Annotated in this window: 17 protein-coding genes and 1 riboswitch; of the genes, 10 read left to right on the top strand and 7 right to left on the bottom strand. The window is 68.3% G+C overall.

What is annotated here, in order from left to right:
* The first annotated feature begins 55 nt into the window (after nt 1-55).
* The 5 genes from GS4_RS12285 to GS4_RS12265 all read left to right on the top strand — a co-directional run bounded on the left by GS4_RS12285 (nt 56) and on the right by GS4_RS12265 (nt 5,724).
* Complete coding sequence (locus GS4_RS12285) at nt 56-994, top strand: patatin-like phospholipase family protein (RefSeq protein ID WP_007620952.1); 939 nt, start codon at nt 56-58, stop codon at nt 992-994.
* Entirely contained in the window at nt 991-2,229 is a 1,239-nt protein-coding gene (locus GS4_RS12280) for an MFS transporter (protein WP_007620950.1), read from the top strand. Before GS4_RS12285 ends, GS4_RS12280 begins: the two co-directional genes overlap by 4 nt.
* Before the next feature lie 81 nt (nt 2,230-2,310).
* Nucleotides 2,311-3,588, top strand: coding sequence for an arginine deiminase (gene arcA / locus GS4_RS12275; protein ID WP_007620948.1), 1,278 nt, complete (start codon nt 2,311-2,313; stop codon nt 3,586-3,588).
* Nucleotides 3,552-3,971 carry a GntR family transcriptional regulator gene (locus GS4_RS12270; RefSeq protein WP_007620947.1) on the top strand — a complete coding sequence of 140 codons (420 nt, stop codon included), beginning with the start codon at nt 3,552-3,554 and terminating at the stop codon, nt 3,969-3,971. The genes arcA and GS4_RS12270 overlap by 37 nt, the downstream gene beginning before the upstream one ends.
* A gap of 79 nt (nt 3,972-4,050) precedes the next feature.
* Nucleotides 4,051-5,724, top strand: a complete 1,674-nt coding sequence (locus tag GS4_RS12265) for a BCCT family transporter (protein ID WP_007620946.1) — start codon at nt 4,051-4,053, stop codon at nt 5,722-5,724.
* On the opposite strand, the gene GS4_RS12260 is transcribed toward GS4_RS12265, so the two are convergent.
* Nucleotides 5,660-7,237, bottom strand: a complete 1,578-nt coding sequence (locus GS4_RS12260) for a dolichyl-phosphate-mannose--protein mannosyltransferase (protein WP_085947042.1) — start codon at nt 7,235-7,237, stop codon at nt 5,660-5,662. The two genes, GS4_RS12265 and GS4_RS12260, sit on opposite strands and share 65 nt — an antisense overlap.
* Nucleotides 7,238-7,275: 38 nt before the next feature.
* Here GS4_RS12260 and rsmI point away from each other — a divergent pair, with 38 nt between their 5' ends.
* A complete protein-coding gene (gene rsmI / locus GS4_RS12255) occupies nt 7,276-8,121 on the top strand; it encodes a 16S rRNA (cytidine(1402)-2'-O)-methyltransferase (RefSeq protein ID WP_007620944.1) in 846 nt (281 codons plus the stop codon).
* Here rsmI and GS4_RS12250 read toward each other — a convergent pair.
* From GS4_RS12250 to metG, 3 genes are read right to left on the bottom strand one after another with little or no spacing between them, the layout of a single operon-like run.
* Nucleotides 8,048-9,328, bottom strand: a complete 1,281-nt coding sequence (locus tag GS4_RS12250; RefSeq protein WP_007620943.1) for a GAF domain-containing protein — start codon at nt 9,326-9,328, stop codon at nt 8,048-8,050. The two genes, rsmI and GS4_RS12250, sit on opposite strands and share 74 nt — an antisense overlap.
* A 14-nt stretch (nt 9,329-9,342) precedes the next feature.
* Complete coding sequence (locus GS4_RS12245; protein ID WP_007620941.1) at nt 9,343-10,518, bottom strand: aminodeoxychorismate synthase component I; 1,176 nt, start codon at nt 10,516-10,518, stop codon at nt 9,343-9,345.
* Nucleotides 10,519-10,528: 10 nt separating this feature from the next.
* Entirely contained in the window at nt 10,529-12,106 is a 1,578-nt protein-coding gene (metG, locus tag GS4_RS12240) for a methionine--tRNA ligase (RefSeq protein WP_007620939.1), read from the bottom strand.
* Between the two features lie 96 nt (nt 12,107-12,202).
* Here metG and GS4_RS12235 point away from each other — a divergent pair, with 96 nt between their 5' ends.
* Both GS4_RS12235 and GS4_RS12230 read left to right on the top strand, forming a co-directional pair.
* Nucleotides 12,203-12,847 (top strand): TetR/AcrR family transcriptional regulator, encoded by a 645-nt coding sequence (locus GS4_RS12235; protein WP_245555648.1) that lies wholly within the window; start codon nt 12,203-12,205, stop codon nt 12,845-12,847.
* Entirely contained in the window at nt 12,844-14,127 is a 1,284-nt protein-coding gene (locus GS4_RS12230; RefSeq protein ID WP_007620935.1) for a glycosyltransferase, read from the top strand. The genes GS4_RS12235 and GS4_RS12230 overlap by 4 nt, the downstream gene beginning before the upstream one ends.
* 46 nt (nt 14,128-14,173) lie before the next feature.
* Here the strand turns inward: GS4_RS12230 and GS4_RS12225 are convergent, their stop codons facing one another.
* From GS4_RS12225 to GS4_RS12215, 3 genes are all read right to left on the bottom strand, one after another.
* Complete coding sequence (locus GS4_RS12225) at nt 14,174-15,556, bottom strand: NAD(P)/FAD-dependent oxidoreductase (RefSeq protein ID WP_007620932.1); 1,383 nt, start codon at nt 15,554-15,556, stop codon at nt 14,174-14,176.
* A gap of 25 nt (nt 15,557-15,581) precedes the next feature.
* A riboswitch (ZMP/ZTP riboswitch) is annotated at nt 15,582-15,660 on the bottom strand.
* 140 nt (nt 15,661-15,800) lie between these two features.
* Nucleotides 15,801-18,155, bottom strand: a complete 2,355-nt coding sequence (locus GS4_RS12220) for a glycoside hydrolase family 65 protein (protein WP_007620931.1) — start codon at nt 18,153-18,155, stop codon at nt 15,801-15,803.
* The gene (locus GS4_RS12215; protein WP_040510376.1) at nt 18,152-18,856 is read right to left on the bottom strand and encodes an HAD family hydrolase; all 705 of its coding nucleotides are present in this window, start codon (nt 18,854-18,856) and stop codon (nt 18,152-18,154) included. Before GS4_RS12215 ends, GS4_RS12220 begins: the two co-directional genes overlap by 4 nt.
* A 136-nt stretch (nt 18,857-18,992) precedes the next feature.
* On the opposite strand from GS4_RS12215, the gene GS4_RS12210 reads away from it, so the two are divergent.
* Nucleotides 18,993-19,832, top strand: coding sequence for a PhzF family phenazine biosynthesis protein (locus GS4_RS12210; protein WP_007620924.1), 840 nt, complete (start codon nt 18,993-18,995; stop codon nt 19,830-19,832).
* A 16-nt stretch (nt 19,833-19,848) separates the two neighbouring features.
* The gene (locus GS4_RS12205; protein WP_007620922.1) at nt 19,849-20,733 is read left to right on the top strand and encodes a TatD family hydrolase; all 885 of its coding nucleotides are present in this window, start codon (nt 19,849-19,851) and stop codon (nt 20,731-20,733) included.
* Nucleotides 20,734-20,825 lie beyond the last annotated feature (92 nt).

The following is a 20,825-nucleotide window of genomic DNA, read 5'->3' as shown; positions in this document are numbered from 1 at the left end:
TCGACGGTGCGACGGCACGTCCGGGCCGCCCACCGGCCACGACTAGGGTGAGGGCATGGCTCGACCCACCCGCGTAGCGCTCGCCCTCGGCAGCGGTGGGGCACGCGGTTACGCCCACATCGGGGCGATCCACGAACTCACCGACCGCGGGTTCGAGATCGTCACCGTTGCCGGGTCCTCGATGGGGGCACTGGTCGGCGGGCTGCACTGCGCCGGTCGCCTGGACGACTATGTCGACTGGATCGGCGGACTCTCGCAGCTCGACGTGGTGCGGTTGATGGACGTCTCGTTGTCCAAGCCGGGTGTCATCGGTGCCGAGCGAATTCTCACCCGCGTGCGGGAGATACTCGGCGACACCGTGATCGAGGATCTTGCGGCGCCGTTCACCGCGGTCGCCACCGACCTCAACGCCGGCCGTTCGGTCTGGTTCCAGCGGGGCAGTCTCATCGACGCGATCCGGGCCTCCATCGCCATCCCCGGTGTCATCAGCCCCCACGAGTACGAGGGGCGGCTCCTCGGCGACGGCGGCATCCTCGATCCGCTCCCCGTCGCGCCGACGTCCGCGGTGGCCAGTGACGTCACCATCGGTGTGGTGCTCGGTGCCGACGGCGGCCCGGACGAAGGTGCCACCCGTGAGCCGCGGACCCGCGGACTACTGCGACGCAACGCCGCCCCGCTGCTCGACAGCGAGTTCGTACGGACCGTCCGCGACCGGTTCGGTCTCGACGTGCACGCGGCGGGTGAGTCCGACGAAGCAGAGGACTCCGAGGGGCCCACCAGGATGGGCCGGATCGAGGTGCTCAGCCGGTCGCTGGACATCATGCAGGTCGCGTTGACCCGCTATCAGGTGGCCGGGTACCCGCCCGACGTGCTGATCCGGGTGCCGCGGAAGTCGGTGCGCACGATGGATTTCCACAAGGCGAGCGAGATGATCGAGCTCGGCCGGTCGCTGACCGCGACGGCCCTCGACCAACTGCCCGAGCCTGCTGCGTGACCGCGCCGGAACCCTTCGCGGGCCGTCGGGCCGGCATCCCGAGCGGCATCTGGGTGCTCCTCGTCGCCAACGTGGTGATCGCCCTCGGATACGGACTGATCGCACCCGCGCTGCCGGCCTTCGCCCGCAGCTTCGACGTCGGGATCACCGCTGCATCGGCGGTCATCTCCGCATTCGCGGTGATGCGCCTGGTGTTCGCGCCGGCCACCGGGCGGCTGATCACAAAGCTCGGTGAACGGCGCATCTACCTCGCGGGTCTCGCCATCGTCTCGGCCAGCACCCTGGCCTGCGCATTCGCGCAGACGTACTGGCAGTTGCTGGTCTTCCGCGCAGCCGGCGGCATCGGCTCGACGATGTTCACCGTGTCGGCGATGGCGTTGCTCATCCGGATGTCGCCACCGGACCTGCGCGGCCGGGTGTCGGGGTACTTCTCGGCCGGATTCCTGATCGGCAACATCACCGGACCGCTGATCGGTGGCGCGCTCGTCGGATTCGGCCTCCGGATGCCGTTCGTCGTCTACTCCATCGCGCTGCTGGTGGCGTCGGCCGTGGTGGCCGTCGCCCTCCGCGGCGCACGGGTCGGTGACCTGACCGCACGCGGCACCGGCGAGGTGATGACCCTGCGGGAGGCGCTGCGCGACAGCGCCTACCGTGCGATTCTGGCATCCAACTTCGCGCAGGGCTGGGCGTCCTTCGGTGTGCGCGTGGCGGTGGTGCCGCTGTTCGTCACCGATGCGTTGGCAGCGAGTCCGTCGATGGCCGGGGTGGCGTTGGCGATGTTCGCCGTCGGCAACGTCGCCGCGATCCTGGGGGCGGGGCGGCTCTCCGACCGGCTCGGCCGCCGGCCGGTGGTCCTCCCCGGGCTGGTCATCACCGCGGCCGCCACCGCGGGGTTGGGATACTCGCCCGGGTTGCTGGTGGTCTTCGGCCTGTCGGTCGCCGCAGGTCTCGGATCGGGGCTGTTCGCTCCCACTCACCAAGCCGCGCTCGCCGACGTCCTCGGTGACCGCCCCCAGGGTGGGTCGGCCCTGGCCGCCTACGGCATGGCGTCGGATCTCGGTGCCGTCTCCGGTCCGGTCGTCGTCGGATACATCGCGGCCACCTTCGGTTTCGGCCCTGCCTTCCTGCTCACCGGTGCGGTGGCGGCGGTCGCCGCGCTGTTGTGGGTGTTCGCCAGGGAGACCGCCCCGGCAGCGGTGGGCCGTGCCCCACGGTTGTCCGACGGCGACGCCTGATCGTCGACTCCCACCGCTCCGGTCTCGACGGAGTCGGCTCAGTGCCCGGCGATCTCACGCGCGACGATCTACGGTGGGGCGATGAGTGCCGACCCGGTGGTCCCGATCGTCGCGGGGGATGCCGCGCCCGTGGACGTCCCGACGGCTGCGACCGCAGGTGTCGGGAACACCAGTGAGGTCGGCCGGTTGCGGACGGTCCTGCTGCACCGGCCTGGAGACGAACTGCGTCGGCTGACGCCTCGCAACAATGATCAGTTGCTGTTCGACGGCCTGCCGTGGGTCGATCGCGCGCAGGAGGAGCACGACGAGTTCGCGGACGTGCTGCGATCGCGCGGCGTCGAGGTACTGCTGCTCGGCGATCTGTTGCGCGAGACCATCGCCGCCTCCGGGGCGGCCCGGATCCAGGGGATCGCGGCGGCGGTGTCGGCCCGACGTCTGGGCGCGCACCTCGCCGAGGAATTGGCCGGTCATCTCCGTGACCTGGCGCCGGCCGATCTGGCCCACGTGCTGACCGCGGGTATGACGTTCGACGAACTCCCGGAGACGCCGGCCGCAGCCACCTCGTCCCTGGTCCGACGCATGCACCACGGACCCGAGTTCGCGATCGACCCGCTGCCCAATCTCCTGTTCACCCGCGACAGTTCGTTCTGGATCGGTCCGCGGTTCGCCATCACCTCGCTCGCGCTGCCGGCGCGGGCCAGGGAGACCTCGCTGACCGACCTCATCTATGCGCACCATCCTCGCTTCGCCGGGTCCCGGCGTGCCTACGAGTCGCGCGTGGCGCCGGTCGAGGGCGGCGACGTCTTGCTGCTCGCGCCAGGTGTCGTCGCCGTCGGGGTGGGGGAGCGGACCACACCCGCAGGAGCGGAGGCGTTGGCGCGCAGCCTGTTCGACGATGGCCTGGCGCACACGGTGCTGGCCGTCCCGATCGAACAGGCTCGAGCGTTCATGCACCTCGACACGGTCTGCACGATGGTCGACACAGATGCCGTCGTGATGTACCCCAACATCCGGGACACCATGTCTGCCTTCACATTGCGCGTGGATCACGGAGAGGTCAGCGTCACCGGTGCCCGACCTTTCGTCGATGCCGCAGCCGATGCGATGGGCATCGCGAAGCTCCGGGTCATCGACACCGGACTCGATCCGGTGACCGCCGAGCGTGAGCAGTGGGACGACGGGAACAACACGCTCGCAGTGGAACCCGGCGTCGTGGTCTCCTACAACCGCAACGTCGAGACCAATCGGCGCCTCGCCGACTCCGGCATCGAGGTACTGGAGATCGAAGGGCGTGAACTGGGATCGGGCCGCGGTGGTCCGCGATGTATGTCGTGTCCGGTGGCGAGGGACGCGTCGTGAGCGCCGAGCCGGTCGACCTCGCGCGGCTGTTGACCATCGATCACGAGTCCACGACGGCACCGTTCGAGCAGCTCCGGGCCGGGGTGATCGCCGCGATCGCCGACGGCGACCTGATCGTGGGAGAACGCCTGCCGACGGTGCGCCGACTCGCGGTGAGTCTGGGGCTGGCCGCGAACACGGTGGCGAAGAGCTATCGAGAGCTGGAGAGCGCCGGGGTCATCGAGACCCGCGGACGGCTCGGATCCTACGTCCGCGCAGCTCAGGGCACCGCGCTGGAACAAGCCCAGGCAGCGACGGTCAGGCATGTCGCGGCGCTGCGCACACTCGGTGTCGACGATGCAACAATCGTGTCACTTGTGACCCATGCCACACGAGCGACTTGAGTTAATGTCTGAGTTTTGGTTGTGTTGGTGAGTGACGACAAGTGAACAGACAACTGCTGAAGAGACGACCAGGCAACGATTGAAGCCTCGGCTGGACCCGTGGGTGTTCGGCATCACGGCGGTCATCGTCATCGGCTTCGTCGTCTGGGGCATCGTCCACCAGAGCAGCCTGAACACGGTCGGTGAGAACACCCTCGGGTGGATCACCACCAATCTGGGCTGGCTCTTCATCCTCGCGGCGACCGGTTTCGTCCTGTTCGCGATCTATCTCGCGGTCAGCAAGTACGGCAAGATCCCGCTGGGTCGCGAAGGCGAGAAGCCCGAGTTCCGGACGGTGAGCTGGATCGCGATGATGTTCAGCGCCGGCATGGGTATCGGTCTGATGTTCTTCGGCGCCAACGAGCCGCTCTCGCACTACGTCAACGCCCCTCCGGAGATGAGTGCGCAGGACGTCCGGACCGCGATGGCGACCACGATGTTCCATTGGGGATTCCACCCCTGGGCGATGTATGCCGTCGTCGGCCTGGCGATCGCCTACAGCACCTACCGCCTCGGACGCGGCCAGTTGCTCAGCGCCGTCTTCGCGCCCTTCCTCGGCAACAAGACCAACGGGCCGATCGGCCGGATCATCGACATCCTGGCTATCTTCGCGACGCTGTTCGGCACGGTCGCCTCGCTGGGTCTCGGTGCGCTGCAGATCGGTTCGGGCATGACCAAGGTCGGGTGGCTGGACGAGCCGTCGACCATGTTGCTCGTCGGTGTCATCGCGGTGCTCACCGCGGCCTTCGTCGCATCCGCGGTCTCCGGTATCGCCAAGGGCATCCAATGGCTGTCCAACATCAACATGGTGCTGGCGCTCATCCTGGCCGTCTTCGTGTTCGTCGTCGGACCGACCGTCTTCATCATGAACCTGCTCCCGACCACCCTCGGCGCGTACCTGAACGACTTCACCGCGTTCTCGGCCCGCTCGTCGGCGACCGTCGACTCGGCCGGGCAGGACTGGCTGGCCGGCTGGACGATCTTCTACTGGGCCTGGTGGGTGTCCTGGACCCCCTTCGTCGGCCTGTTCCTGGCCAAGATCAGTCGTGGGCGCACCATCCGTGAATTCGTCATCGGCGTGATGATCGTGCCGTCGACGGTGTCGTTGCTGTGGTTCTGCGTCTTCGGTGGCACCGCCATCCGACAACAGTCGCAGGGTGCCAACATCTCACTGGACAACAGCGAGGACACGTTGTTCGACGTCCTCGGCAACCTCCCGTGGACTGCGATCGCGTCGACGCTCGTGATGCTCCTGGTGGCCATCTTCTTCGTGTCGGGAGCCGACTCGGCTTCGATCGTGATGGGATCGCTCTCCCAGCGGGGTGCGCACGAACCCTCGCGGTGGGTGACGATCTTCTGGGGTGTGCTCACCGGTACCGTCGCGGCGATGTTGCTCGCGATCAGCGGCGACGACGCACTCAACGGCATCCAACAGATGGCCATCATCGCGGCACTGCCGTTCGTGGTCGTGATGATCGGTATGTGCGTCGCCCTCTACCGGGACCTGCGGCGCGATCCGCTGATCGTCGCCCGTGATGAGCTCACGCAGCAGGTGGACGAGCACATCAGCAAGCAGGCAGGCGAGATCGAGACCAACTCGGGTGACTTCCCGGTGATCACCGAGGAGCAGATCGTCCGCGACGAGAAGGTCAACCCCAACTCGGAAGCCAGATCTGCTGATGCCAGGTCGACAACGGAATCGGGCTCCCAGTGAGGATCGGCCACAGCCACACGAAGTTGTCGACCACGAGACCCACGTAGATCGCCACGAGCAGCACGGCCAGGACACGTCTTTCCGGACGTGTCCTGGCCGTTCTCGTCGCGGACGACAATACGTCCGAACAGCAGAGCGCCAGGCCCATCACCAGGAACGGCGCCATCGCGGTCGCGTAGAAGAAGTACATCTGACGGTCGAGGTTGGTGAACCAGGGCAGGAAGGCCGCGCCGTAGCCGACGACCACCGCGGCGTAGCGCCAGTCCCGGCGCACCAGCCACGACCACAGCCCCCACAGCAGCATCGGCAGCGCGAGCCACCACATCGCGGGCGATCCCAGCAGCATCTGGGCGCGGACACAGTCGCCGCCACCGCACTGGTCCGGCCCGGTCTCGATCGCATAGAGCATCGGGCGCAGCCCCATCGGCCACGTCCACGGCTTGGACTCCCACGGATGGTGGTTGCCGGCCGAGTTGGTCAGGCCGGCATGGAACTCCAGCACACCGGACTCGTAATACCAGAGCGATCGCCATGCCGCAGGCACCCACGAGAACGGACCGTCGACGCCGATCCGGTTGCCGACCTCGTATCGATACACCGATGTCTCGCCGCTGAACCACGGCGCGAATGTCGCCAGGTAGATGAGGACCGGCAACACCGCGAGGCTGGCGGCGGCCGGGACCACATCGCGGACCAGCGTGCCGCGCCAGGGACGCCGGACGTTGTGCGCACGGCGGTTGGCGACGTCGAATCCGACCGCCAGGACCGCGAAGAACATGACGAAGTAGATCCCTGACCACTTGGTCCCGCAGGCGAGGCCGAGCATCACGCCCGCGGTGAAGCGATACCAGCGGAAACCGAGGCGGGGACCGTAGTCGGTGAGACCCACCCGCCCCTCGGTGTAGGCGACGTACATCCGTCGGCGCACTTGGTCGCGGTCGGCGATAAGTGCGGTGAAGGCGGCGACGACGAACAGCGCCTGGAAGATGTCGAGCATGCCCATCCGCGATTGGACGAACAACACCCCGTCACAGATGGCGAACAGCCCGGCGATCGCGCCGACCAAGGTGGACCGGGTCATCCGGCGGACCGCGCAGTACACGAGGACGACGATTCCGATGCCTGCGATGGCAGGGGCGATGCGCCAGCCGACCGGGCCGTATCCGAACACACCCTCGCCTGCGGCGAGCAGCCATTTGCCGACCGGTGGATGCACGACGAGTCCGTAGGCGGGGTTGTCCTCGATCCAGTTGCCGCCGGTCAAGACCTGCCAGCCCTGCGGGACGTAGTGCTTCTCGTCGAAGACCGGCGTGCCCTGGTCGGTCGGTGTGCGCAGGCCCCAGAGTCGGGTGATCGCGGCCAGGACGGTGATCACCAGCCCGACGACCAGGCCCCGACGGCGGTCCGGCGCACCGAACAGCGGTGCCGGTGGCGGTGGGGTCGGACGGGTACCGAGATCCTCGGCTCGCGGGGCCGGCCCATCAGGCCGGTCGAGTTCGAGGACGGTGGTCACCCGACCGATCGTATCGGCCACTCGTAAGCTCGTTGTCGATGAACGCGCGCGGTGTACTGATGCTGGCGGCGACGCCGATGGGACGACCCGACGATGCGTCACCGCGGCTGCGGGCCGCGCTGGCCGACGCCGACATCGTCGCGGCCGAGGACACCCGCCGGACCCGGGCGCTCGCGGCGTCGCTGGAGGTGGAGATCGGCGGTCGGTTGATCAGCTACTACGACCAGGTCGAGGCGTCGCGGACGCCCGGGCTGGTGGCCGCGGTCGCCGACGGATCGACCGTCCTCGTGGTGACCGACGCCGGTATGCCGTCGGTCAGCGATCCGGGATTCCGGGTCGTCGCCGCCTGCGCCGACGCCGGACTGCCGATCACCTGCCTGCCCGGACCGTCGGCGGTCACCACCGCGCTCGCGGTGTCGGGTCTGCCCTCCGAGCGGTTCTGCTTCGACGGCTTCGCACCGCGGAAGACGGGCGCTCGTCGCGAGTGGCTCTCCGAGGTCGCCGGACAGCCTCGGACGACCGTCTTCTTCGAGAGCCCGCATCGTCTGGCCGAGACGCTGGCCGCGGCCGCAGAGGTCATCGGACCCCACCGTCGTGCGGCGGTGTGCCGTGAGCTGACCAAGACCTACGAGGAGATCCGGCGCGGTGGCCTCGCCGAACTCGCGGAATGGGCTGCCGGCGGCGTCCGTGGGGAGATCACGGTGGTCATCGAGGGCGGTGTGCCGGAGGCACCGAGCATCGACGACCTGGTGGCGCGCGCCGAGGAGCTGGTGACCGCGGGCATGCGGCTCAAGGATGCGTGCGCCGAGGTCACGCGGGGCGCTGATGTCTCCCGCCGCGAGGTCTACGAGGCGGTTCTGGAAGGTCGTCGCGCACCGGGGTGAGTGCGTCGGTGACCTCGAGCGACGATTCGTCCGAGTCGGCGGCCATGGTCAGCGACACCCCGGGCGCCAGACGGTAAGGGCGACTGGCGACGAGTGCGCCGACGGCGCGACGCAGTCGGGACATCTCCGCCCGCACCGTCACCAGGTGCTCGCCGTCGCCGAAGAGGTGATGGCTCAACGCCGCAGCGGTCAGCCCGGACTCGCCCGAACGCGAGAGCAGCAGCAGGATCTGTGCGTGTCGACGGGTCAGCACCGTACGCCACTCCTCGTCGCCGCCGACGACGAGCGTCGGCTCGCCCCGCAGGTCGAGTTCGGCGCGCACCGGGTTCACCGGTCCGACCGGGCGGATGAGCCATCCCTCGCCGACCGGTTCGCTGATGCACATGCCCATACCCGGTACGAACTGATGATCCCCCTCGGCAGGCGTCGCCACCCGGCGCGGGGCGGTGACGCCGCGACTGTCGGCGACCCAGCCTGCCTCGTCGACGACGAGGGCTGGACCGCGGATCGCGGCCAGTTGCGGAGCGGCGCCGCTGCGCAGGTCGGCGAGCCGACCGAGGTGCAGCCGCGACAGTTCGTGCTCGCCGATGGTCGCGATGGTGTTGGCCAGCATCGTCGCCGACGGCTGCCAGCTCAACGCCGGACCCGACAGGTCGACGATGCCGAGCAGATCACCGGTGCGGGGGTCGTGGATGGGGGCGGCGGCGCAGTACCAGTCGTGCAGCGGTCGGCTGTAGTGCTCGGCACCGAACACCCGGAGCGGGCGTGGCTTCTCGATCACGAGGCTGATCGCCGTCGTCGCGGTCGACGGCTCGTCCCACTGGGATCCCTCGACGAAGGTCAGACTCTCGCCGAGCGACAGGACACGGCGCGAGCCGCCTCGCCACAGCAGCAGTCCCTCGGCGTCGAAGATCCCCATCATCATCTGGGCGTCGTCGACGGAGTCCTCGAAGAGACGCTGCAGCGAGCCGATGATCGGGGTGAGCGGATGCACGGCCCGGCGACGATCGAGTTCGGTGATTCCGATGACCGGCGGTGCGTGGCGTTCGGCGGCGAGACCGGCTTCCTGGGCCCGCTTCCACGATGCGACGATCGGTTCCGGGGGCCGGACGACGGGCGTTCCGCCGGTGAGGATCGCGGCCTGACTGTTCGCGATGTCCCCGGCGAGACCTGCCAAGTCCGTACTCGGCAGTATGGAGTAGCCCATGCGGAGATGCTACCTCAGGTCCGGCCGTGCGAGGTATCCGTGCGCACGATCGACGCCGCCTTGTCCAGGCACTCCTGCCATTCGCTCCACGGGTCCGAATCGATCGTGATGCCGCCGCCGACCCCCAGTCGGGCCCGCCCGTCGGGGGTGATGGTGACCGTCCGGATCGCGACGTTGAGGTCGAGTGCGTGCTCGGGTCCGGCGAGACCTATTGCACCGCAGTAGACTCCCCGCGGCGATGCTTCCCAGTCGGCGAGCAGTTGCATCGCGCGCAGCTTCGGCGTGCCGGTCACCGACGCCGGCGGGAACGTCGCGCGCAGCAGCTCGCCGGTTCCCGTCGCCGGATCGAGCACGGCCGACACCGACGACACCAGATGCCAGACGCCGGGCGCGGGAGTCACCGACAAGAGGTCGGGAACGCGCACACTCCCGGTCATCGCGACGCGTCCGAGATCGTTGCGTACGAGATCGACGATCATCACGTTCTCGGCGACGTCTTTTGTCGACCTCGACAGTTTATCCGGGCTCTCGTGTGCGGCAACGGTTCCCTTGATGGGGTGGGAACTGACGAGGTTGCCGGTCCGACGCAGGAACGTCTCGGGGGAGAAGCTGGCCACCGTTCCCCACTCTCCCTGGAGTAGAGCGGATTTCGCGGGTGCGGTGGTGGCGACGAGATCGGCGTAGAAGGCGACGTGGTCACCGTCGACCTGCCCGGTGAACGCCGTGCAGACGCATGCCTGATAGACCTCGCCGTCCCGGATGGCGTCCAGACACTCGTCGATCGCGACCAGGTGGGGCGCGGGATCGGGCTCGTGCCACGTGGCCGACCAGTCGGCGGGTGACGGCGTCGGGGCACCCTCGACTGCCCGCCGGACCCACTCGGGCCACGGCGATCCGTCGACCGACCGGTACTCCCAGTTCCCCGATCGCAGGACGAGGATCGCGTCGGTGAGACCGCCGGCCACGGTGGGCAGGTCGGCGTCATCGGCACGTACCGGGAAGCCCAGGTACCCGAACCACCAGCGCTCGGGGTGATCGGGCGGACCCGCACCGGCGCGCAGGGAGATCGACGGGGCGATCACCGCGTCGGCGTCGAGCCAGTCGCCGATCAGTGCGGCGGGCGGATCCATGCCGACCGCGACCGTGTGCGCCCGCAGAGCGTGGAGCACGTCGAGCGCCGGGGCGGTCATCGCGGCAGGGTCAGGCTTCGTACCGCGGGAACACCGGGGTCGGGGTCGGCAGCCCTGCCCCGACTGCGAGCCGGCGACCGATCGCGGCGAACGTCCGATCCTGTCCATCGACGCCGAGGAGATCCAGCAGCCGGGACGTCGACTCCGGCAGCACCGGCTGCGACAACAGGGCGACGATGCGGACGACCTCGGCGCAGACGTACAGGACGGTCCCGGTGCGGTCGAGATCGGTCTTGGCGGTCTTCCACGGTTCCTGCGCGGAGATGTAACGGTTGGTCTCCGCCAGCACCGACCACTGCGCCTCGAGACCGAGATGGATCGCCTGGGCGTCGAAATGGTTTCGCACCCGGTCGAGCAGGGCATCGGCACGCTCGAGGAGGGTGGTGTCCTCGGCGGTGAACCCGCCCGGTGTCGGCACCACGTGGTCGAAGTACTTGCCGATCATCGACAGGGTCCGCTGCGCGAGATTTCCGAACTCGTTGGAGAGGTCGGCGTTGATCCGGCTGACGATCGCGTCGGCCGAGTAGGAGCCGTCCTGGCCGTAGGAGACCTCGCGGAGGAAGAAGAAGCGCACCGGATCGAGGCCGAACTCGGAGATCAGCGCGTCCGGGTCGACCACGTTGCCGACCGACTTGCTCATCTTCTCGCCCTTGTTGAACAGGAAGCCGTGCGCGAACACCCGCTTGGGCAGCGGGATCCCGGCACTCATGAGGAAAGCCGGCCAGTACACGCAGTGGAACCGGATGATGTCCTTGCCGATGATGTGCAGGTCTGCCGGCCAGTATCGTCCGAAGGACTCGTCGTCGGTCGGGTAGCCGGCACCGGTGAGGTAGTTGGTCAACGCGTCGACCCAGACGTACATCACGTGGTCGGGGTGGTCGGGGACGGGCACGCCCCAGTCGAAGGTGGTGCGCGAGATCGACAGATCCCGCAGTCCGCCCTTGACGAAGCTGATGACCTCGTTGCGGCGGACATCCGGTCCGATGAAGTCGGGGTTCGACTCGTAGAGTTCGAGCAGCTTGTCCTGGTACGCCGACAGCCGGAAGAAGTAGGTCTCCTCCTCGGTCCAGGTCAGCGGGTGTCCGGTGTCGGTGGCGACGCGGGTGCCGTCCTCGGCAATGGTGGTCTCGGCCTCGGCGTAGAACGTCTCGTCCCGGACGTCGTACCAGTCCGCGTACTTGTCGAGATAGATGTCGCCATTGGCGCTCATCGCTTCCCAGATGGCGCGTGACGCGACCTGATGATCATCGTCGGTCGTGCGGATGAAGCGATCGAAGCTCGATCCGAGGCGCTCCTGCAGAGCCTGGAAGCGGTCGGAGTTGCGCGCGGCGAGCGCGGCGGTCGAGACGCCTTCCGCCTCGGCCGTCTGCTGCATCTTCTGACCGTGTTCGTCGGTACCGGTGAGAAACCGGACGTCGAAGCCGTCGAGCCGCTTGAAGCGGGCGAGGGCGTCGGCGGAGATGTACTCGTACGCGTGGCCGATGTGCGGTGCGCCGTTGGGGTAGGCGATGGCCGTCGTCAGGTAATACGGCCTGCCTGCGCCGTGCGACGTCGCGTCCGCACCGCTGGGGGTCAGTTCGGAGGTCATGGTGGGTCCAGGTTACCGAGTGCGACGTGCAGGTACCGCACCCGGCGGCGGGAGACCGGCCTTGTCGACTTCGACCGATCGGTCTATGTTTAGACCGTGAGGTCTAGGACGAGTGATGGACGAACCTTCGCCGACGAGGCGCGGCGCCGACAGATCGTGGAGTGCGCGATCGCCCTGATCGCCGAGTCGGGATACCCGCAGTCGTCGATCGCCAAGATCGCCGAGCGTGCCGGGATCGCGAAGAGCGTGGTGCTGTACCACTTTCGCGGCAAGGACGAACTGGTCGCGGCGATCGTCGAGACAGTGTTCGCGAAGTCCGCCGCAGTGATGATTCCGCAGATCGTGGCCGCCTCGACGGCCACCGAGCGCCTGAGGGCCTACATCGCGTCCAACGGTGAATTCCTCGATGCCCATCGCCCGGACGCGATCGCGCTGTACGCCATCTCGTCGACCTATCGGGATGCCGAGGGACGCCGCTTCGACGAGGCGGTGCAAGCGTCGGTCGACACCGATGGCGTGCCGCCGGAGCTCGCGCTGCTCGATCCGGAGAGCATCTTCGCCGATGGTGTCCGTGATGGCGAGTTCACCACCGACACCGAGCCGCGCGTGCTGAAGAACATCCTGCGCGCCGCGCTCGACGGTGTCGTCGGAGAACTCGCGAGGGACGACTCCTTCGACGTCCTCACCCACACGGCCGCGATATCCGATCTCTTCCTCACTGCGACAGGAGCATCCCGATGAGTCCACGTATCACGCTGCTGGCGTTCGGGACCCGGGGTGACGTCGCCCCGCTCACCGGTCTGGGCGCGCGGCTCCGCGACAGCCTCGGCGCCGCGGTCACCATCGCGGCCCAGCGCCCCTACGAGGACCTCGTCACGGAGGCAGGCCTCGGCTTCCGGATGCTGCCGCGGGACACCGAGGCCGACACCCGTGCGTCGGAGTACGGGCAGGCGATGGTCGACGGCCGCAAGCTGCGTCCGTCGAAGGAGGCCCTCGCTGGGATGCGTGACGACCTCGCGGGTGTCGGCGAGGCGATGGCGGCAGCATCCGAGGACGCCGACCTGATCCTGTGTGGGGGACCGGTCGGGATGATGCTCGGCCGGCACGTCGCCGAGGCGATCGGGGTGCCGAGTGCGGCGGTCGTCCTCCAACCCTCCTATCCGACCGGTGACTTCGCCCCACCGCCTCTGGGCACCCGGTCGTACGGTCGCTCCGGCAACCGCCTCGCGTGGCGTCTGGCCGCGATGGGGGAGAAGTTGTTCATGCCGCTGATCGGCGATCTGCGCACGAACCTGGGACTGCCGGAGCGATCGCTGAAGGAGATACAGCGGGCCAAGGCCGAATGGAGCCAGATCGTCGGCGTCAGCGGACACGTCGTCCCGCGCCCACGCGACTGGCCGGACCACGTCCATCTCACCGGCTACTGGTGGCCCGACGAAGGCACGACTTTCGAACCCTCTGACGAGCTCGTCGCCTTCCTCGCCGATGGCCCCGCGCCCGTCTACATCGGACTCGGCAGTACTGCGATCAGTAACGGGCCGGAGGTCGGCCGGATCATCCGCGACGCAGTGCGATCCGCGGGGCGCCGGGCCGTGATCCACCGGGGTTGGGCGCATCTGGACGCCGGGGACGTCGAGTGCACAACGGATTTCATGGCCGTCGACGACGTCCCGCACGAATGGCTGCTGCCGCGGACCGCCGCGGCCGTGCATCACTGCGGTGCCGGTACCACTGCCGCGACATTGCGCGCCGGCATTCCGAGCGTCGCACTGCCCGGCATCATGGATCAGCCATTCTGGGCCCGACGCCTGCACCGTCTCGGCGTGGCGCCCGCGCCGATCGCTCGTGTCGGTGTGGAGTCCGGCGATCTCGCAGCCGCAATCGGTGCGGTGCTCGACGACGACGACGCCGGGCACCGACGAGCCGCGGCGGACCTCGCCCGGCTCTTCGCCGACGAGGACGGGGCGGAGGTGGCCACCCGGGTCGTCGAAAGCCTGCTCGACCGCTCCCGGATCTCGTAGTACGAAACGACTCCTGGAGTCGCTTCGTATTACGAAAACGAGGTGGTCAGGCCGCGCGGCGGTCGTCGTCGGTGAGGATGTCGAGATGGTGGATCGCGTTGCGCGCGAACACCTGCTGCTCGGTGACGACGAGCTGGGTCCGTTCGCGTGTGGTGAACGCGAACAGCCAGTCGACGACCGTCAGGAACCGGTTGCGGAACCCGACCAGGTAGATCAGGTGCAGGAACAGCCAGCCGATCCAGGCCACGAACCCTGACATCTCGATGCTCTTCGATGTACCGGGGATCGGGATGCGGGCGACCGCGCTGAATCGAGAGACCGTGGCCATCGATCCCTTGTCCCAGTACGTGAACGGCCGACGGTCGGCCCTCCCGCGGATGTCGGCGACGATGGCGTGGGTGGCATGCTGTGCCGCCTGGATCGCGGCCGGCGCCATCCCCGGCACGCCCTCGACCGACATCATGTCGCCGATGACGAAGACCTCGGGATGGTCAGGGAGGGTGAGGTCGGGCTCGACCCGGACACGACCGGCGCGATCGAGCTCGGCTCCGGTCTGCTCGGCCAGCTGGGCTCCGAGCGGGTTGCCGGCGACTCCGGCCGACCAGACCTTGCACTGGCTCTCGATCCGCCGGATCGTACCGTCGGGGTCCTTGACCATCAGGCCGTGGAAGTCCATGTCCACCACCATCGCACCGAGCTGGACGTCGACGCCGAGTTCACCGAGCCGTTCGGCAGCGCGGGCGCCGAGCTTCCGACCGAAGGGCGGCAACACCGAATCCGCAGCGTCGAGCAGGATCACCTTCGTGTCCGTCGGATCGATCGACCGGAACGCGTCGCGCAGTGTCCGCCCGGCCATCTCGGCGATCTGGCCGGCCATCTCGACACCCGTCGCGCCGGCGCCGACGACGACGAAGGTCAGCAACCGTTCACGTTCGGCCGCATCCGTGGAGAGTTCGGCCTGTTCGAACGCCCCCAGGATGCGCCCACGCAACTCGAGGGCGTCGTCGATGGTCTTCAGGCCCGGTGCGAACTCGGCGAACCGGTCGTTGCCGAAATACGACTGATCTGCACCCGCGGCGACGATCAATCGGTCGTAGGTGGTGTGCGTGACCCGATCGAGCAGGCGCGACTCGATGGTTCGATGGGCCAGGTCGATCGTCTCGACCTCGCCGAGGATGACCCGGGTGTTGCGATGCGTCCCGAGCAGGGTGCGCAACGACGGCGCGATCTGGCCTTCGGAGACCACACCGGTCGCCACCTGGTACAGCAGCGGCTGGAACAGGTGATGGGTGGTCCGGGCGATGACCGTGACATCGACGTCTGCTCGTCGGAGCCGTCGGGCGGCGGTCAACCCGCCGAATCCCGATCCGATGATCACGACGTGTGGACGTGCGGGAGGTTGCTGAGTTGGCGACGCGTCTGCGTTCACGACCGGGCTCCATCACTGTGTTCGGTGAGGGCACCCAGGCGGACGATGCCACGGATCTACGCTCCACGCCGGTTACTCCGGCCACGCCAGTCGCGCTTACGACGCTACCCGAGTTCGAGGGTTCTCGAAACCCGGTATCGCGGCACGGGTCCGACGGCGGTCACCCGGGCCAAGCAGCGACCACCCGGAGCCCGCGGTGTGCGGACTCCGGGTGGTCGACGATCATTCCTTGGTCGGGCTGCGGTCACTCCGCGCGTCGGTAGGGCTCGCATCCGGGCGGCGCCTTGGGGGCCTCGCGGGTCACCATCGGTGGGATGTCCATGGTCACCGGCGCCGATTCGAGAGTGAACTTGTGGCCGTGGTGGGCCAGGTCGATCGGCGGCCCCGACAACAGCCGGTACGTCGCAGCATCGTTGTCGATCGCGACCACGATCTTGGAGTCACGCACCACCATCCGGAACGACAAGTAGGTCAACCGATTCGGCAGGCGCGGCGCGAACGTGATGTTGCCGCCGAAGTCGCGCATCCCGCCGAAGCCGGCCACGCAGTCGGTCCAGGCGCCGGCCAGTGCGGCGATGTGCAGCCCGCTGCTGACGTTGTCGTGCAGATCGTGCAGGTCGGTGAACACCGACTCGCACATCAGGTCGTACGAGAGGTCCAAGTAGCCCACCTCGGCTGCGACCACCGCCTCGCAGCACGCCGACAGCGAGGAGTCGCGCACCGTGAGCGGGTAGTAGTAGTCGAAGTTCCGCAGCTTCTGCTCAGGTGTGAAGGCGTCCCCGCGGGTGTACATCGAGAACACCAGGTCCGCCTGCTTGACGACCTGCTTGCGGTACAGGTCGTAGTACGGATAGTTCAGCAGCAACGGGTACCGACCCACCGACGCCGCGAAATCCCAAGCGCCCAAGAGGGTGAAGGCCTCGCACTGCTGGTGCACACCGAGTGCCTCGTCGTAGGGGATCGACATGTCGTCGGCACACGCCTCCCAGTGCGCGGCCTCGGCATCGGTGACCTCGAACTGTCGGGCGAGGTCGGGGCGTCGGTGAACCGCGGCCACCGCGTCACGCAGGTTCTGCTGCGCGGCCAGGTTGGTGAAGATGTTGTTGTTCACCACCGCCGTGTACTCGTCGGGGCCCGTCACGCCGTCGATGCGGAACTTGCCGTTGACATCGTGATGGCCGAGTCCGGCGAAGAGTCGGGCGGTCTCGACCAGGATCTCCACACCACACTCGGTCTCGAACTGCTCGTCGTTGGTGGCCCGCAGGTATCGCGCAGTCGCATTGGCGATGTCGGCGCTGACGTGCACGCCCGCGGTTCCGGCCGGCCAGTACCCCGAACACTCGTCGCCGTTGATCGACCGCCACGGGAACATCGCCCCCGGCTGGCCGAGCTCGGCAGCCCTGGCCTTCGCCTTGTCCATGGTGGCGTGCCGCCAACGGAGCTCCTCGCCGGCCGCCGCGGGCACCGAGTAGGTGAGCATCGGCAGGATGAAACTCTCGGTGTCCCAGAAGGTGTGGCCGTCATAGCCGGGGCCGGTGAGCCCCTTGGCGGGGATCGCACGGGATTGTCCGCGAGCACCGGCCTGCAGCACGTGGAACAGGGCGAACCGAACCGCCTGCTGCAACTCCGGATCGCCATCGAGCTCGATGTCGGAGTCGCGCCAGAAGTCCTCGAGATAAGCGATCTGGTCGGCTTTGAGTGCGTCCCAACCGGTTTCCATCGCCATCGCCAGGGCGGCATCCACCTGCGCGCGCAGGGCAGGCACCGACCGGCGGGCCGACCATCCGTAACCGATGTACTTGGTGAGGCGAAGTTTGGTGCCCTGCGGGACGTTCGCGGCGACGGTGAGGCGGGCCAGATCCTCGTCTGCGCGGATGAACGTGTCGGCCTTGTCGGGGAACTCGATCTCGTGGTCCATCCCGGCCGCGACGTGCAGACCCGACTTCTTGGTGTGATGGACGAGCGCACCCCAGTAGTTGCGGCACTCGGCGAGGTCGGAGACCAGGGGAGAGTCGAGGGCCGCGGCGAGCCGGGGGTCGTTGCCCGGGGCCGGGACCGGCTCGTTGGCCAGGAGGTCCGACTGCAGAACGAGTTTCATGTCCTCGCCGATCGGCTCGACCTCGTAGTGGATGGCCGCGACGGTTCGTTTGGTGAAGGACACCAGACGTTCGGAGTTGATGCGCACGGTGCGGCCGGTCGGCGAGGTCCAGAGGGTGTGCCGGCGCAGCGTGCCGGTGCGGAAGTCGAGTACCCGCTCGTGTTCGACGGTCCGGCCGTACCGCATGTCCATCGGCTCGTCCTCGACGAGCAGGCGGATGATCTTGCCGTCGGTGACGTTGACCACCGTCTGGCCCGACTCCGGGTAGCCGTAACCACTCTCGGCGTAGGGGAGTCCGCGTAGTTCGTAGAAGCCGTTGAGATAGGTGCCCGGATGGTCGACCGGCTCACCCTCCTCGAAGGTCCCGCGCAGGCCGATGTGCCCGTTGGACAACGCGAACAGGGTCTCGGTGCGTCCGAGCACATCGACGTCGACACCGCTCCAGCGCAGCTGCCAGGGGTGGACGTCGAAGCCGTGGTCGGGCGATGCGGTGGCGCTCATGCGTCGATCAGCTCGTCGAGATCGGAGACCACCACGGAAGCGCCGGCGGCACTCAGCTTCTCGGCCTGGTCGCCACCGACGCGGTCGACGCCGACGACGAATCCGAACTCGCCGGCCGCTCCGGCGCGGACACCGGAGATCGCGTCCTCGAACACCACGGCGGCGTCGGGGCCCACACCCATCAACTCCGCACCGAGCAGATACGAGTCCGGGGCGGGTTTACCGGCGAGACCGCGTCGGACGATGTCGAGGCCGTCGACACGGACCTCCACGAATCGGGTGAGATCAGCGGCTTTCAGCACGGCCTCTCCGTTCTTCGACGATGTGACGACGGCGATCCGCAGGCCGGCCTGCTGCGCCGCTTCCAGGTAACGCACGGAGCCGGGGTACGGCTGCACGCCGTCGGACTCCAGTGTCGCGAGGAACCGTGCGTTCTTGCCCTCTCCGATGGCGTCCCGGGTGGCGTCGTCCACTTCGATGTGGCGTGATGCGAGGAAGGCCGCGACGCCGTCTGCGCGCGGGCGCCCGTCGACGTAATCCAGGTAGTCCTGCGCCGTGAACGGCGCATACGCGGGATCACGCTCGGCGAGAAAGGCGTCGAAGGCCTCCTTCCACGCCTTCTGGTGCACCACCGCGGTATCGGTCAGAACCCCGTCGAGGTCGAACAGGGCCACAGATGAGGTCTCCGGCAAACCCAACACGAGTCGCAACGCTACTCGGTCGGATCGATCGGGGCGCGCCACGCGTGTGTTCCGGTGTCGAACTGCGACGCACGCCGCATCGTCTCTGCGGAAACCCACTGGCGCGGGTCCGGCCCGGCCGCGCAGGATGTGACACATGAACCGCCGCTTCGCCCAGGTCGACGTCTTCAGTGCACAACCGACGCTCGGCAACCCCGTCGCCGTCGTCCTCGACGCGGAGGGGCTCGACGACGAGACGATGGCCGCGTTCGCGCGCTGGACCAACCTGTCCGAGACCACCTTCGTGCTCCCGCCGACCGACCCGGATGCCGACTACCGACTGCGGATCTTCACCCCGACCGGTGAGCTCCCCTTCGCCGGGCACCCGACCCTCGGCTCCGCTCACGCCTGGGCGCAGACCACCGAACGACCGGTCGGCGACACGGTGGTGCAGGAGTGCGCGATCGGTCTCGTCCGGATTCGACGGTCGGGGCCGGTGGCGGCATTCGCGGCACCGCCGCTGCGCCGGAGCGGCCCCGTCGACGAGGACGTGGTGGTGGCCGTGGCCGCGGCCCTCCGGCTCGGGCGCGACGAGATCGAGGCGGCCGAGTGGGTCGCCAACGGACCCGAGTGGCTGGGTGTGTTGTTGCGCTCGGGGGAGGCGGTGCGCGCAGTACGCCCGGACTTCGCCGCCCTCGGCACCCTCGAGGTCGGGCTGGTCGGGCCGTATTCCGAGCAGGACCCCGACGATCCGGTCGACGTCGAGGTCCGCGCCTTCGCGCCGGCCCACGGCGTGCCGGAGGACCCGGTCACCGGCAGCCTCAACGCCGGTCTCGCCGTGTGGCTGCGATCCACCGACCGCGTGCCGGCGTCCTATGTCGCCGCGCAGGGCACCGTCCTGGGCAGGGCGGGACGGGTGCGCATTGACGACGACGGCACCGACATCTGGGTGGGCGGTGAGAGCACGACGGTCGTCGCTGGCACAGTTGACCTATGACCGGAGCCCGCACGCGATGACGCCACCGACGACGGACGGGGCCGTCTCGAACAAGCAGGCCAAGAAGCAGCGTCGCCGCGAACCCCCACCGGACCCCGCGCCCCTGCCCGGCTTGGTGGATGCGCACACGCATCTCGCCGCCTGCGGAGGGCGTGACGCGGACGCGGTGCGTGCGATCCTCGACCACGCCGAGTCGGTGGGTGTCGGCCAGGTGGTCACCGTCGCGGACGACATGATCGACGCACGGTGGGCGATCGCAGCCGCCGAGTGGGACGAGCGGGCGTTCGCCGCAGTGGCCCTGCACCCGACGCACGCCGCCGAACTGGACGATGCGGCCAGGGCGGAGTTGGAGACGATGGTGACCCATCCGCGGGTGGTGGCCGTCGGCGAGACCGGTCTCGACCACTACTGGCCGGGACGCTCGGAGGACTGCGCGAGCCCAGCCGTGCAGGAGGATGCGTTCCGTTGGCACATCGACCTGGCCAAGCGTGTCGGCAAGCCGCTGATGATCCACAACCGGGAAGCCGACCGCGATCTGCTGGACGTCCTGGCTGACGAAGGTGCGCCTGAGACCGTGATCATGCACTGCTTCTCCGGTGACCGAAACGTTGCACGCGAATGCGTGGAGCGCGGCTACGTGCTCAGTTTTGCGGGGACGGTCAGCTTCGCGAACGCGGCCGAACTGCGTGTGGCGGCCGAACTGGTCCCCGACGATCAGATCCTGGTCGAGACCGACGCGCCCTTCCTGACGCCGCATCCCTACCGTGGCCAGCCGAATCAGTCCTATTGCCTGCCGTACACGGCTCGCTCCATCGCCGAGACCAGAGGAGTGGCCGACACGGTGATGGCTGACCTTCTCGGTGCCAATGCCCGGCGGGTCTACCAGCTGCCTTTGCGGTAATCACGCCTCTTCGTTATCGTATTGTGATCCCGCTGCCAGCGCGACGCATCCCGACCCTCTGCGGTCGGTGCCGGTGAGGAACTCCGGTGGTG

The sequence above is a fragment of the Gordonia soli NBRC 108243 genome (assembly GCF_000334455.1).
GTDB lineage: Bacteria > Actinomycetota > Actinomycetes > Mycobacteriales > Mycobacteriaceae > Gordonia > Gordonia soli.
Note: the sequence above shows the minus strand (reverse complement) of the source record. Positions and strands in the feature narration are given on the sequence as shown.

Excerpts from the sequence above, each read along its gene's own strand:
- GS4_RS12245 (WP_007620941.1), bottom strand. The coding sequence starts at position 10,518 with ATGACCGCCCCGGCGCTCGACGTGCTCCACGCTCTGCGGGCGCACACG.
- GS4_RS12250 (WP_007620943.1), bottom strand. The coding sequence starts at position 9,328 with ATGGGCTACTCCATACTGCCGAGTACGGACTTGGCAGGTCTCGCCGGG.
- metG (WP_007620939.1), bottom strand. The coding sequence starts at position 12,106 with ATGACCTCCGAACTGACCCCCAGCGGTGCGGACGCGACGTCGCACGGC.
- GS4_RS12285 (WP_007620952.1), top strand. The coding sequence starts at position 56 with ATGGCTCGACCCACCCGCGTAGCGCTCGCCCTCGGCAGCGGTGGGGCA.
- GS4_RS12230 (WP_007620935.1), top strand. The coding sequence starts at position 12,844 with ATGAGTCCACGTATCACGCTGCTGGCGTTCGGGACCCGGGGTGACGTC.
- GS4_RS12270 (WP_007620947.1), top strand. The coding sequence starts at position 3,552 with ATGTATGTCGTGTCCGGTGGCGAGGGACGCGTCGTGAGCGCCGAGCCG.
- arcA (WP_007620948.1), top strand. The coding sequence starts at position 2,311 with ATGAGTGCCGACCCGGTGGTCCCGATCGTCGCGGGGGATGCCGCGCCC.
- GS4_RS12205 (WP_007620922.1), top strand. The coding sequence starts at position 19,849 with ATGACGCCACCGACGACGGACGGGGCCGTCTCGAACAAGCAGGCCAAG.
- rsmI (WP_007620944.1), top strand. The coding sequence starts at position 7,276 with ATGAACGCGCGCGGTGTACTGATGCTGGCGGCGACGCCGATGGGACGA.
- GS4_RS12210 (WP_007620924.1), top strand. The coding sequence starts at position 18,993 with ATGAACCGCCGCTTCGCCCAGGTCGACGTCTTCAGTGCACAACCGACG.
- GS4_RS12220 (WP_007620931.1), bottom strand. The coding sequence starts at position 18,155 with ATGAGCGCCACCGCATCGCCCGACCACGGCTTCGACGTCCACCCCTGG.